Here is a 13,427-nt window from a genome sequence, read left to right as displayed (position 1 = left end):
GATCAATGTAATCAACAGTATTAACAAAAAAACCCCCTGTAAACATGAGAGGGTCTTTTCACATTATCTATTGTACATAGTTTTTCATTAAACTTCCATGATTTCTTTTTCTTTGTCCTTCGTGACGCTGTCAATTTTTGACACATATTCATCTGTCAGCTTTTGAACGTCTTCACTGGAAGCACGAAGCTCGTCTTCTGTAATGTCTCCGTTTTTCTCAAGTTTTTTGAGGTCATCGTTGCTGTCACGGCGGACATTACGGACTGCTACTTTCGCTTCTTCCGCGTATTTTTTCACGACTTTGACAAGTTCTTTACGTCTTTCTTCCGTCAGAGCCGGGATCGCGATGCGGATAATTGTGCCGTCACTTGTCGGCGTTACGCCAAGATCAGCTTTCAGAATCGCTTTTTCAATATCGCCGATTGCCGTTTTGTCATACGGTGTGACAACAAGCATACGCGCTTCAGGCACATTGATGGAAGACAGCTGGTTTAAAGGTGTTTGGGCACCGTAGTATTCTACTGTCACTTTATCCAATAGAGATGGGTTGGCACGTCCTGCACGGACTGACGCCAATTCACGTGAATAAGCGGCAACCGCTTTTTCCATGCGTTCTTTTGTTTGTGTTAATACTTCGTTTGACAACGTTATTTCCCCCTTACGATCGTTCCGATTGATTCGCCGATTACGGCACGCTTAATATTTCCTTCTTCCATAATAGAAAAGACGATCAGCGGAATATCATTATCCATACATAGTGAAGAAGCCGTAGAATCCATGACTTCCAGCCCGTCTTTTAACACATCGAGATAAGATAATTTTTCGTATTTAACGGCTGACTCATCTTTTCTCGGATCAGCATTATACACACCGTCGACATTATTTTTCGCCATTAAGATCACGTCCGCTTCGATTTCAGCGGCACGCAGCGCTGCGGTTGTGTCCGTAGAGAAATAAGGGTTTCCTGTTCCCGCGGCAAAAATAACAACGCGTTTTTTCTCCAGGTGGCGGATGGCTTTTCTTCTGATGTAAGGCTCAGCGACCTGACGCATTTCAATTGATGTCTGCACTCTGGACTGAATTCCGAGCGTTTCCAGGCTGTCCTGCAGGGCAAGTGAGTTCATGACAGTAGCAAGCATGCCCATATAATCGGCCGTCGCACGGTCCATTCCTAAGTCACTGCCTGTTTTTCCGCGCCATAAGTTGCCGCCGCCTACGACTACGGCCACTTCGACGTCAAGCTCAGCGATTTCTTTTACCTGTTTAGCGATGGATTGGATGACAGTCGGATTAATGCCGTTTCCCTGCTCTCCTGCCAATGCTTCTCCGCTAAGCTTTAAAACGATACGATTGTATTTTGGTTTTTCCATAATAACCTCCAAGTGTAAACATTGCCGTTTCCTATTATGCAAGAGAAAAAAAGGTTTGTAAATATAGTTTTAAAAATAGGGAACACAAGTAGTGTCCCCTATACTGCCTGAAAAGCCGCGAAAGATTCGCCAAGGCTTTCCGCCATTATTTTTTCACTTGGTTCATAACTTCTTCAGCAAAGTTTTCTTGGCGTTTTTCAATACCTTCTCCAACTTCGTAGCGGACGTAAGTTTTAACAGATGCGTTTTTCGCAGCCACAACTTGTTTCACTTTTTCGTCTGGGTTTTTAACGAAAGCTTGGTCTAATAAGCAAATTTCTTCGAAGAATTTGTTCAGACGGCCTTCAACCATTTTAGCTACGATGTTTTCCGGTTTGCCTTCTTGAAGAGCTTGCTGAGTCAGGATCTGACGCTCATGGTTTGCTTCTTCTTCAGACACTTGGTCGCGGGAAATGTAACGAGGATTTACCGCTGCAACATGCATCGCGATGTCTTTTGCAAGATCTTCGTCAGTTGTTCCGCTAAGAACGGATAATACGCCGATGCGGCCTCCCATGTGAAGGTAAGCACCGAACGCTTCGCTGTCTTCTTTTGAAATAACAGCAAAACGGCGAAGAGTGATTTTCTCTCCGATTTTAGCAACGTTGCTTGTGATGTATTCTTCAACAGTAGAACCGTTTTCCATCTTTTGACCCATTGCTTCTTCAAGATCAGCAGGAGCGTTTGCAAGAAGGTGGTCAGCAAGCGTGTTCAGAAGCTCTTTGAAGCCTTCGTTTTTCGCAACGAAATCAGTTTCAGAGTTTACTTCTAAGATAACGCCTTTGTTGCCGTCAGTTTTAATAAGAGTAGAACCTTCAGCAGCGATACGGTCAGCTTTTTTAGCCGCTTTCGCAATTCCTTTTTCTCTCAGAAGGTCGATTGCTTTGTCCATATCTCCGTCAGTTTCAGTCAATGCTTTTTTACAGTCCATCATACCAGCGCCTGTTTTTTGACGCAGTTCTTTTACCTGCTGTGCAGTAATAGCCATTTGAATTCCTCCTTATATGTGTAAACAAGATATGTATAGATACATTTTTCTTGAAAAAAGGTGATAAAAGGCAGTCCCTTCTATCACCTTTTGATTAGGTTACGCAGTTGTCGTTTCTGTTTCAGGTGCAGTCTCTTCAGCAGCTTCCGCTTCTTCTTCGCCTTGCTTCGCTTCAAGAATAGCATCTGCCATTTTAGAAGTAAGAAGTTTGACAGCGCGGATTGCGTCATCGTTTGCAGGGATTACGACATCAATTTCATCAGGATCACAGTTTGTATCTACGATTCCGATGATAGGAATGTTCAATTTGCGAGCTTCCGCAACAGCGATGCGCTCTTTGCGAGGATCGATGATGAATAATGCATCAGGAAGATCCTTCATGTCTTTAATTCCGCCGAGGAATTTTTCAAGACGCTCTAATTCTTTTTTCAATTGAACAACTTCTTTTTTCGGAAGTACTTCAAATGTACCGTTTTCTTGCATTTTCTCGATGTCTTTCAGACGCTTAATGCGTTTTTGGATTGTTTCGAAGTTTGTCAGTGTACCGCCCAACCAGCGTTGGTTGACATAGTACATGCCAGAGCGTACAGCTTCTTCTTTAACAGAATCCTGAGCTTGTTTTTTTGTGCCGACGAAAAGGATTTTTCCGCCTTCAGCAGCAAGGTTTTTCGTGAAGTTGTAAGCTTCCTCTACTTTTTTCACTGTTTTTTGAAGGTCAATGATGTAGATTCCGTTACGCTCCGTGAAAATGTAACGCTTCATTTTTGGGTTCCAGCGGCGTGTTTGGTGGCCGAAGTGAACACCAGCTTCAAGCAATTGTTTCATAGAAATAACTGACATGTGATTTCCTCCTAATAAAATGGTTTTTTTCCTCCGCTTAGGTCATTTTTGTGCAGAACTGCCGTTTGCAGCACCCTCTGCATAAATCGTTAAGCGTGTGTATTTAACACCAAGAAATAATATAACACAGCTTTATGCGACAATCAAGAATCCTTTACAGCTTTGCCGCGAAATTTTAAAAACAGCTCGATTTCTGTCTTTCCGCTCTGCATCCGTTTGGCGATTTCCGCGGGGGTGAGCCCTTGTTCATATAATGCTGAAACACGTTCTTCAAACGAATGCGCGCCGCTGTTTTCGTCACTTTCAGCCCGTTCCGTTGCACTGATGAGCTTTTCCATGTGGTCCGGAATATCAGGCTCTTCTTTCGGTTCCGGCCGGGGTTCGGCGTCTTCTGCGTCCGGCGCTTGACGGCTTTTTGCGTCTTCGAGTCTTTCATTTTCTTCTTTCAGCTCAAGCAGAAACGCTGCAAGGGTGTTTTCCGTCTCTTCAAGAATCTTCTTCTGCTGGCGCTCCGTCTCCTTGAGGGCTGAAAACCTCGTGTACAGAATAATGACGGCATAAAGCAGTACGCCGTGAAGCACAAAGCTTAAAAGCCATAATAGTGTTGACATGTTTTTCACTCGCTAACCATGAGTTCATTATTGAATTACTTTTTCAAGCAGGTGCTTTAATTTGAACAGCGCCTTTGAATGAATCTGTGAAATCCGCGACGTCGAAAGGTTCAGGACTTGTCCGATTTCGGTCAAAGTCAGTTCTTCTTTATAGAATAAACTGACGACAAGCTGCTCTTTTTCAGAAAGCTCGTGAATTTTGCCCGCAAGCTGAGCGATCAGCTCGTCCTTCATGATTTTTTCTTCCGGCGGCACATTTTTGTCATCTCTGATCATCACTTGAATATTCTCACCGTCATCCTGGTCGTGAAGCTTTTCATCAATGGATAAGAGATTGGCAAAAAACCCTTCATTCATCGTTGATACTACGTCCTGCTCCGTCATCCCCAGCTCTTCTGCGATCTCTGAAGGCGTCACATTCCGAAGGTAGCGCTGTTCAAGTTTTTCGATCGCCGCTTCGACTTTTTTTGTCTTCTCCCGTGAAGTTCTGGGCAGCCAATCTTCTTTACGCAGCCCGTCGATGATTGCACCGCGAATTCTAAACGAGGCATAGGTATCAAATTTTAAATCCCGGCCGGGGTCAAATTTTTCTAGGGCATCATATAAACCAAGCATACCAAGGCTCATTAGATCGTCTTTATGCACCGATTTCGGCAGTCCGACGGAAATTCTGCCGACATGATATGTGACCAGCGGCATGTAACGGCGCATTAAATCATCACCGGCTTTAGGATCTTTCCACTCTTTCCAGCGCGACCAAAGCACCTGATCTTCATAATTCAAGGATTGCATTGTTATCCCCCTACCTCATACCTTTATTAAATCGTTGTTTCACCTTGTTTAACAGTTCGAATGTGCAGCATGCAGGACTTTGGCTCAAATTCAATCGTCCGGCCGCTTGAGCCGCCCGTATCTTCACTGATGACCGGAATGTTATACAATGAAAGCTGCTCTTTGATGGCCGCTACATTCCTCGGACCGATTTTCATCAGGTCGTTCGTCATTTTAAACTTAAACATCTCCGCTCCCCCGGCGAGTTTTGCCTTCAGGGCAAACTTGCGGCAGCCGGCTTTCAAAAGCATATCAATCGTCATCTTAACGGCGGTGTCCGCGTATTTTGCACGGTTGAGCTCCGCCGTTTTTGATAAACCGGAGTCCGGCAGCATGACGTGAACGAGTCCTGCCGTTTGTTTGTCTTTATCGTATAAAACCATCCCCACGCATGAACCGAGTCCCGAGGTCCGGATTTTATCCGGGTAACGCGCGACTTGAACATCCGCAATCCCCACTTTAACGACTGCGGCTTCCGCACGGCTCATAAAGCCGCACCCAATGAGACGAAGAGCTTTTCAAAAGAATCATAGTCCGGGAGCATAAACATGTGGGCTTTGAGCTCCTGCCGGCTGCCCTGGTCAAAAATAGAAGTATCCACGACAATGGCATGCTCTCCGACTTGGCTGAGCTCCATCAGCCCTTCACTGATAACCGCGCCGAACATATCAAGTGAGATTTCCGGCACGCTCGGGTAAATCTCAAGCTTTGTCAAATCAGCCAATGCCGTTAAATAGGAACCTGCTAAAATATTGCCGAACTCATGTAAAGCAGAAGAACTCAAATGATCTTCGCCCAGCTGGTCAATATCAAAATCCGGATTTCCGATCAGCTCTCTGATAAACTGTTCCGCCTGATCAAAAGGCATGATGAGAAAGATAGAGCCGGTCATGTCGCCTTCCATTCTTAAAAAGATACTGGCGACCGGCGTTTCAGCCCCGCCGAAAAAATCAGCGAGCTCATCAAATGTCAATAAAGTCGCAAACGGCACTTCCATGTCTATCTTTCTGTTCAGCAGCTGAGCCATTGCAGAAGCCGAGTGACCCGCCCCGATATTTCCGACTTCCCGCAAAATATCCATCTGCTCTTCTTTGATCGCTTCAAACTTACTCATGTTGTCTTTTCCCCTTTAAGCATTAGGCTCTCCGGACGCAGATGCCGAAGCACCTTTATCCAGCACCGCATGCGCATCGATAATATTGAGGAGCCTGTTATCTTGCTTAACGATCTGTTTAATCCACACATCCGTTTCCTTTGTCTGGCTTTCAGGCGCGGATTCGATTTCATTTTCATGCACGGTGATGACGTCATTGGCCTCATCCACGACCCATCCGACATCGGCGTCACGATAAGAAATGATGATAATCCGAGTCTCTTCTGTGATGTCCTGTTCAGGCTGGTTCAGACGTTTTCTTAAATCAAGAACCGGGGTAATCACTCCGCGCAGATTAATAACGCCGCGGATATAAGATTCCACACCCGGGACCCTCGTCGGTTTTTGCCACTTTTCAATTGATTTCACCTGGGAAACTGAGATAGCGTATTCTTTCCCGTTTATCATAAACACAATCATTTTTTCACCTGTTTTGATTTCAGCAGTCATTCGGGCACCTCCTCGTGTCGTTTAGTAGATCAGCGCATTACAATCAATAATCAGCGCCACTTCTCCGTTTCCGAGAATCGTAGCGCCGGAAATCGCAAAGACGTTCGTCAAATAGTCGCCGAGTGATTTCAGTACGACTTCCTGCTGTCCGATAAAAGAGTCCACGACAAAAGCAGTGGATTTATCGCCCTTTTTCACGACGATTACATGGAACTGATCGGCATCCTGTTTTGAATCCGTAATGCCGAATTCTTTTTTCAGATAGACGATCGGAACGATTTGGCCTCTGAAATCAATCACTTCTCTGTCATGCGTCTGCAGGATATCTTTCTTATCAATAACAGCCGTCTCTATAATAGAAGAAATCGGTATCGCAAACGTCTCTTCTTCCAGTTTAATGAGAAGAACAGATATAATTGAAAGTGTCAGCGGAAGCTGGATACTGAAAAGAGAACCTTGGCCTTCCGCGGATTTGACACTGACAGAGCCCCCGAGTGATTCGAGTTTATTTTTCACAACATCCAGGCCGACGCCCCGCCCTGAAATGTCAGAAATTTGATCGGCAGTCGAGAAGCCCGGAGCAAAAATAAGCTCGTAAATCTCATTATCTTCAAGCGTTTCAGCATCACGTTCGGTGATTACACTCCGTTCGAGCGCTTTTTCAAGAATTTTCTTTCTGTTCAAGCCGGCCCCGTCATCTTCAACCTCAATAAAGACGTGATTGCCGCTGTGATATGCCTTAAGCACCACATGACCTGATTCCGATTTTCCTTTATTCACCCGCACTTCAGGCGATTCAATGCCGTGATCGATGCTGTTTCTGATTAAATGGACAAGCGGATCGCCGATTTCATCAATCACCGTACGGTCCAGCTCCGTTTCAGCTCCGATGATGGACAATTCGATTTTCTTGTTTAATTCCTTTTGAAGCTGGCGGATCATTCTCGGGAAACGGTTAAAGACGGTTTCTACCGGCACCATCCGCATATTAAGAATAATAGACTGAAGGTCGCCCGAGATTCTCGTCAGGCGTTCAACGGTTTCAGTCAGCTCATTGTGGTCAAGCTCCTTGGCGATCTGCTCAAGACGTCCGCGGTCAATGACAAGTTCTTCAAAAAGGTTCATTGAAGAATCCAGTCTTTCAATGTTGACGCGAATCGTTTTCGAGCCGCTGTGATGCTTCGGCTGTTCTTCCGTTTTCGCTTGCGGCTTTGGCTGTTTCTCAGCCTTTTTAACCGGAGCTTCCTTCACCGGTTCAGCCGCTTGCGGTTTTTCGGCTGTTTTTAACGGCGCACCGGCAGAAATTTTGACATTCTCCACTTCTGAAATGCCGCTGATGAGTTCTTTAATTTCTTCAGCAGGCTGCTTTGTCAAGAAACACACCTGAAAATCCGTTCCGAAATCTTCCGTCTCAAGCACTTCCGCGGCAGGTATCGTTTTTGCGACTTCTCCGGCTTCATTCAGCTTTTCGAAAATCATGTACACCCGCACGGCTTTGAGCATGCAGCTTTCATTCAGGGAAACCGTTATTTCATAGCGGCTGAATCCTTGCTCTTCCGCCTCTTCAATAACAGTCCGTTCGAACTCATCATAATTCCATTCAGTTGAAGCCTGTTGTTTTGAAGCCGGCGGTTCTGCTGTTTCGGCTGAAGCCGCAGTCTCATGCACCGCATTTACGTCGAGCTTCGCACTCACTTCAGAAATATCACGTTTGCCGTCTCCTCCGTCAATAATGGACTGCACCATCTCTTCAAGATGATCAAGCGCTTCAAACAGCACATCCAGCCAATCTGATGTAACGGGCATTTCTCCGTTGCGGATGGCGTCCAGCACATTTTCCATCAGGTGGGTTAAATGCGCCAGATCTGTATATCCCATCGTTGCGCTCATGCCTTTCAGCGTATGGGCAGCTCTGAAGATGTCATGCACAAGCTGAAGGTCTGCCGGATCTTTTTCCAACAGCAGCAGCTTTTCGTTACATGTCTGTAAGTGCTCTTTACTTTCATCAATAAAGACATCTAAATATTGATTCATATCCAATTGATTCACACCCTCTCTTTTTTCACACATCCGGTGATGGATGCCGCGATATCTTCCACATGTTTAATCTCATGAATGAGGCCCGCCTTTATCGCTGACTTCGGCATTCCGAACACAACACAGGATTCGTCCGATTCCGCAATCGTTTTAACGCCGCCTGTTCTGAGCATTTCTTTTACGCCTTCGGTTCCGTCGCTGCCCATGCCGGTCATAATGACGGCTACCTTTTCGTAATCGGATAAGCGGCTTGCCGACCGAAACAAATAATCGGCTGACGGTTTATGCCGGCTTTCCGTATCATGAACGTCAAGAATGATGCGGAGCCTTCCGCCTTCCTCTGCAACCGTCATATTTTTTCCGCCGGGCGCGATGTACACCCATCCGTCTTTCGCTTCTTCACCGTTTTCCGCTTCTTTGACCTGAATATCTGACAAATGGTTGAGTCTGTCTGCAAGTGAAGCGGTGAAGCCTTCAGGCATGTGCTGAACGACAAATACAGGCGCCTTTAAATCCTTCGGCAGTTTCGGAATCACCTTTTGCAGAGCCCGCGGTCCGCCTGTAGAGGTCGCGATGAATACGGCCTGCTTGGCGGATTTTGCTTTCGGTCTTTCAAATCCCGCTAAAGCCGGACGTTCCGGGATAGAAGACTCTTTCACTGCCGCCTCAGGTTTTTGTGCGCGGGACAGCCCGGCTGCAATCACCCTCTCAATCAGCTGCTCTTTAATTTTATAAAGATCAAGTGAAATCGCTCCGGAAGGCTTGGTGATAAAATCAAAAGCGCCCATTTCCAGGCAGTTGATCGTTCGGTCCTTCCCTTGCTGTGTCTGGCTCGATACCATGATTACGGGAAGTTTATATATGCTGATGATCTTCCGCAATGTATCCGTTCCGTTCATGACCGGCATTTCAATATCAAGCGTGACAACATCCGGTTTGAGAAGCTCTATTTTCTTCAGCGCCTCTTCCCCGTTTCTGGCTGTCCCGATGACTTCTATCTGCACTTCCGCAGCCAGAAAATCGGTAATCATCTTTCTCATAAAAGCTGAGTCATCAACGACAAGCACACGAATCACTGTAAAGTCCTCCTCAATAAAAAAGAAGATAATCTCTCAATAAATGCCGGTTTCTCTTCTCTTGGTTTGTTTTCTTCCGTTTGAAACAAGACATCCGTCAGAAGACGGACGGACCTGCTGGCTTTTGCTTGAGGACTTTTTATTAAAAAAGGCACCTGGTCAATGACGGCTTGACTTACTAGCGGGTCATCGGGTATGGAGCCGGCGAAACGCACCTCCGCGCCTAAAAACGTGTGAATTGCATGAGAAAGGCGGTTGTACGTGTCCAGCGCCTGTTTTTGGGCGCGGGCGCGATTGACGGCAATGTTTACGGTCAGCCGTTCATCCGCGAGCAAGAGATGTTTGATCGCGCTGTAGGCATCCATAATGGCCGTCGGCTCAGGCGTTGTCACAGCGAGAATGTCTTCCGCCGATAAAATAAACGGCAGCTGTTCTTTTGAAAGTCCCGCTCCCATATCAAACAGAACGTAATCAAAATCGCCTAATACAGCGGAAAGACCATTCATAAAAGCCGACCACTTCTCTCCGTCTGCTTGATAGATCGCCTCAAGCCCCGTTCCGCCGGATATGTAGCGAAGGCCTTTCGGACCGGAGGAAAGTGATTGAGCCAACGCGTGCCGATTCTCCATCACATCAATAATGGTGCGGGAAGAAGCAGCGCCGATCAGCACATCAATGTTGCCCATTCCGATGTCAAGATCAATGATGAGTGCTTTTTTTCCTTTTTCCTGCAGGGCAACTGCCATGTTTAATGTTAAATTAGATTTTCCGACGCCGCCTTTACCGCTGATGACGGCTAATGTCCTTGCTTTTTTCTCATAAAGCTCCGGCTTGATCATTTGCCGCTCTCTCATTTTCCTTCTTAATGACTCTGCCTGATCGGGTTTCATGTCAAAAGCATCCTTACAAACTCTTTTGGTGAAGCCGATAGGATGTCTTCAGGCACATCCTGTCCATTTGTCAAATAGGCGGCGCCGATTCTTGATTCCGACAGCACTTGAAACACGGAGCCGAGTGAGGCGGTTTCATCCGTTTTCGTGAAAATGAATTGATTGACCGGCACACCTGAAAACTGTTTCAGCACCTGTTTCATATCTTCATATTTTGCAGATGCGGATAATACGAGAAAGGATTGTAAGCCTGATTCAAACGGAATCATCTCTTGTAATTCCGTAATATACTGCTCTTCTTTAAAGTTTCTACCGGCTGTATCAATGAAAACATGGTCATATTCAGCGAATTTTTCCAGTGCCTTCAGACATTCTTCCTTTGAATAGCATACTTCAAGAGGAGCCTGAAGCAGCTCCGCATATGTCTTCAGCTGCTCGACCGCGGCAATCCGGTAAGTATCCGTCGTCATAAAGGCAATTTTTTTATGCTCTGTCAGCATTGATGAGGCCGCGAGTTTCGCAAGTGTAGTCGTTTTGCCGGCCCCGGTTGAACCGAAAAGCACGACGTATTTTGATTGAATCCCTTCCTGCCATCTGTCTGCCGAAGGAAGTTTTTTCACTAACAAATCCTGCAGTTTTGAGCTGACATTATCTTCAGTTAAATCTCCGGAAACAATTGAAGAACGGAGCAGTTCACTGAGTACGGCGTTTTGCGTATGATCAGGAAGCCCGGCTTGCTTCAATAGTCTCTCGGCTTTTTTTAATGGTTCAGGGAGCACTTCTTTAAAATGCGCCAGTTCGCCGGAAATACTTTGATCCGGAAGACGCGGCGGCTGAACAGGCTCAGCTTTCTCCGCCGTTTTCGTCTTTTTCATTTCTTCAGCGGCAGCCGGCGGCGTTTTTCTCGCTTCCCTGACGTCACGATCTAAAACCGCTATCACTTCGACGGCCTGCTGCGACCGCAGCCCCAGCCATTTTCGTTTCTTTACTTGTTTGGAATGTAAAATAACGGCATCATTGCCGAGTTCCTTTTTGATTTGCTTCGCGGCATCCTGCATTGAAGCGGCTGTAAATTTTTTTATTTTCATTAAATATCCACCACTCCAATGCTTTGTACTTCAACATTTGCTTCCAGCTCATTATAAGAAAGAACCGGAAGATCAGGGAAATACCGTTCTAACAGCTGTTTTACATACATTCTGACAGCAGGCGAGCAAAGAAGAATCGCCGACTCCTGGCGGATGGAAAGCTGCTCGGCCTCTTTAGCGACAGAACGGATGATGCTGTCTGAAACCTCAGGGTCGAGTGACAGGTAATTGCCCTGTTCAGTCTGCTGTACCCCGTCTGCAATCGCTTTTTCCACCCGGCCTGAGCATGTGATGACCTTCAGCGTTTCATGCTCTCTCGCATATTGTGCCGTGATTTGTTTGGCAAGCGACTGTCTCGCGTATTCTGTCAAAAGGTCTGAATCTGTCGTTAATCTTCCGTAATCGGCAAGAGTTTCAAAAATGGTCACCAAGTTTCTGATTGAAACTTTTTCTCTCAGCAATTTGGCAAGCACTTTTTGAATATCGCCGACAGAAAGAGGGTTTGGCGTGACTTCCTCAACAAGCACAGGATAATTTTCCTTCAGATGATCGATCAGCTGCTTCGTTTCCTGTCTGCCGACCAGTTCATGGGCATGCTGCTTAATTTTTTCTGTAATATGCGTAGATACGACTGATGCCGGATCAACAACTGTATATCCCAGCATGTCCGCTTCATCTTTTGCAGCTTCGCTGATCCATTTTGCGGGAAGTCCGAACGACGGCTCTATCGTTTCAATGCCTTCAATGACGTCATCTTCAGGCGTCGGTGACATCGCTAAGTAATGATCCAGCAGGAGCTCTCCTTTAGCGACTTCATTGCCTTTAATTTTCAATCTGTATTCATTCGGCTGGAGCGCGATGTTATCCCTGATGCGCACAACCGGAATGACAAGTCCCAATTCAAGCGCAAGCTGACGTCTGATCATGACGATGCGGTCAAGAAGATCACCGCCCTGCCCCGCGTCTGCAAGCGGCACGAGTCCGTATCCGAACTCAAATTCAATCGGATCAATATGTAAAAGCTGCACGACGCTTTCCGGGCTTTTCAGTTCATCCGCCTGAGCCTCTTCTTCAAGAATTTCTTCCTCTTCTTCGCTCGGCTTATCCGTTTTGGACAGCATGTAAGCGCCGAATGCAAGCAGACCGGCGATCGGTCCCGTCAGCAGAATGCCGATCGGTGTAAGAAGACCGAGCAAAAGTACAGTTCCCGCGGCTACATACAAGAGCTTCGGATAAGCAAACAGCTGGCCTGTAATATCATGACCGAGGTTTCCTTCAGATGCCGCTCTCGTCACGACAATCCCCGTAGCCGTTGAAATGAGCAAGGCCGGCATTTGAGAAACGATACCGTCACCGACCGTCAGCATTGTAAAGTGAGACGCAGCTTCTTGTATGCTCATCCCCTGCTGCAGCATGCCGATTACAATTCCGAAAATAATATTGATCATCACGATGATGATACCCGCGATGGCATCCCCTTTGACGAATTTGCTCGCACCGTCCATGGCGCCGTAAAAATCGGCTTCCCGGGCGACTTTTTCACGTCTGTGCTTTGCATCCTGCTCCGTAATCATGCCGGCATTTAAATCCGCGTCAATACTCATTTGCTTTCCGGGCATCGCATCGAGCGTAAATCTCGCCGCCACTTCCGATACCCGCTCGGCGCCTTTTGTAATGACAATAAACTGAATAATAATCAAGATAATGAAGACAACAAGCCCTACCAGCACATTTCCGCCGACAACGAAATTCCCGAATGTCTCAACAACCTTTCCCCCTTCTCCGTGAGAAAGAATCGAACGTGTCGTCGACACATTGAGCGCAAGCCGAAACAGCGTCAATAACAGCAGCAATGACGGGAATATCGAGAATTGCAGCGGTTCTTGCATATTCATTGTGGTGAGAAGCACGATCAACGCAAGAGAGATATTAATGATGATCAAAATACTTAACAACCATGGAGGGAATGGAATCACCAGCATTGCCACAATGAGGACAACACTTATTAAAACCGATAAATCTCTTGTTGACATGCTGTTTTTCTCTCCTTTTGA

The 13,427-nt window shown here is 46.3% G+C and carries 14 protein-coding genes; all 14 read right to left on the bottom strand.

Annotated elements, in window-relative coordinates:
* Positions 1 to 87: 87 nt before the first annotated feature.
* Positions 88 to 645, bottom strand: coding sequence for a ribosome recycling factor (gene frr, locus NYE50_RS09190; RefSeq protein WP_003154212.1), 558 nt, complete (start codon positions 643 to 645; stop codon positions 88 to 90).
* Positions 646 to 647: 2 nt separating this feature from the next.
* The gene (gene pyrH / locus NYE50_RS09185; RefSeq protein ID WP_003154213.1) at positions 648 to 1,370 is read right to left on the bottom strand and encodes a UMP kinase; all 723 of its coding nucleotides are present in this window, start codon (positions 1,368 to 1,370) and stop codon (positions 648 to 650) included.
* A 145-nt stretch (positions 1,371 to 1,515) separates the two neighbouring features.
* A complete protein-coding gene (gene tsf, locus NYE50_RS09180; RefSeq protein WP_007611455.1) occupies positions 1,516 to 2,397 on the bottom strand; it encodes a translation elongation factor Ts in 882 nt (293 codons plus the stop codon).
* A 99-nt stretch (positions 2,398 to 2,496) separates the two neighbouring features.
* Complete coding sequence (gene rpsB, locus NYE50_RS09175) at positions 2,497 to 3,237, bottom strand: 30S ribosomal protein S2 (protein ID WP_003154215.1); 741 nt, start codon at positions 3,235 to 3,237, stop codon at positions 2,497 to 2,499.
* 143 nt (positions 3,238 to 3,380) lie between these two features.
* Positions 3,381 to 3,848, bottom strand: coding sequence for a DUF6115 domain-containing protein (locus NYE50_RS09170; protein WP_022553339.1), 468 nt, complete (start codon positions 3,846 to 3,848; stop codon positions 3,381 to 3,383).
* A gap of 27 nt (positions 3,849 to 3,875) precedes the next feature.
* Entirely contained in the window at positions 3,876 to 4,640 is a 765-nt protein-coding gene (gene sigD, locus NYE50_RS09165) for an RNA polymerase sigma-28 factor SigD (protein WP_003154217.1), read from the bottom strand.
* Positions 4,641 to 4,666: 26 nt separating this feature from the next.
* A complete protein-coding gene (gene cheD, locus NYE50_RS09160; protein WP_159354164.1) occupies positions 4,667 to 5,167 on the bottom strand; it encodes a chemoreceptor glutamine deamidase CheD in 501 nt (166 codons plus the stop codon).
* A complete protein-coding gene (gene cheC / locus NYE50_RS09155) occupies positions 5,164 to 5,793 on the bottom strand; it encodes a CheY-P phosphatase CheC (protein ID WP_014417781.1) in 630 nt (209 codons plus the stop codon). The genes cheD and cheC overlap by 4 nt, the downstream gene beginning before the upstream one ends.
* A gap of 15 nt (positions 5,794 to 5,808) precedes the next feature.
* The gene (gene cheW / locus NYE50_RS09150; protein WP_003154225.1) at positions 5,809 to 6,282 is read right to left on the bottom strand and encodes a chemotaxis protein CheW; all 474 of its coding nucleotides are present in this window, start codon (positions 6,280 to 6,282) and stop codon (positions 5,809 to 5,811) included.
* A 21-nt stretch (positions 6,283 to 6,303) separates the two neighbouring features.
* A complete protein-coding gene (gene cheA, locus NYE50_RS09145; protein WP_021493681.1) occupies positions 6,304 to 8,322 on the bottom strand; it encodes a chemotaxis protein CheA in 2,019 nt (672 codons plus the stop codon).
* Between the two features lie 5 nt (positions 8,323 to 8,327).
* The gene (locus NYE50_RS09140; protein WP_007409791.1) at positions 8,328 to 9,395 is read right to left on the bottom strand and encodes a protein-glutamate methylesterase/protein-glutamine glutaminase; all 1,068 of its coding nucleotides are present in this window, start codon (positions 9,393 to 9,395) and stop codon (positions 8,328 to 8,330) included.
* On the bottom strand, positions 9,392 to 10,285 hold the full coding sequence (locus tag NYE50_RS09135) for a MinD/ParA family protein (RefSeq protein WP_085341993.1): 894 nt from the start codon (positions 10,283 to 10,285) through the stop codon (positions 9,392 to 9,394). Before NYE50_RS09135 ends, NYE50_RS09140 begins: the two co-directional genes overlap by 4 nt.
* On the bottom strand, positions 10,282 to 11,373 hold the full coding sequence (gene flhF, locus NYE50_RS09130; protein WP_015417475.1) for a flagellar biosynthesis protein FlhF: 1,092 nt from the start codon (positions 11,371 to 11,373) through the stop codon (positions 10,282 to 10,284). Before flhF ends, NYE50_RS09135 begins: the two co-directional genes overlap by 4 nt.
* Positions 11,373 to 13,406, bottom strand: a complete 2,034-nt coding sequence (gene flhA / locus NYE50_RS09125; RefSeq protein ID WP_029973463.1) for a flagellar biosynthesis protein FlhA — start codon at positions 13,404 to 13,406, stop codon at positions 11,373 to 11,375. Before flhA ends, flhF begins: the two co-directional genes overlap by 1 nt.
* Between the last annotated feature and the right edge of the window lie 21 nt (positions 13,407 to 13,427).

The organism is Bacillus sp. EU55 (assembly GCF_038005925.1).
Lineage (GTDB): Bacteria > Bacillota > Bacilli > Bacillales > Bacillaceae > Bacillus > Bacillus velezensis.
This window is presented reverse-complemented; position numbering and strand designations above follow the sequence as displayed.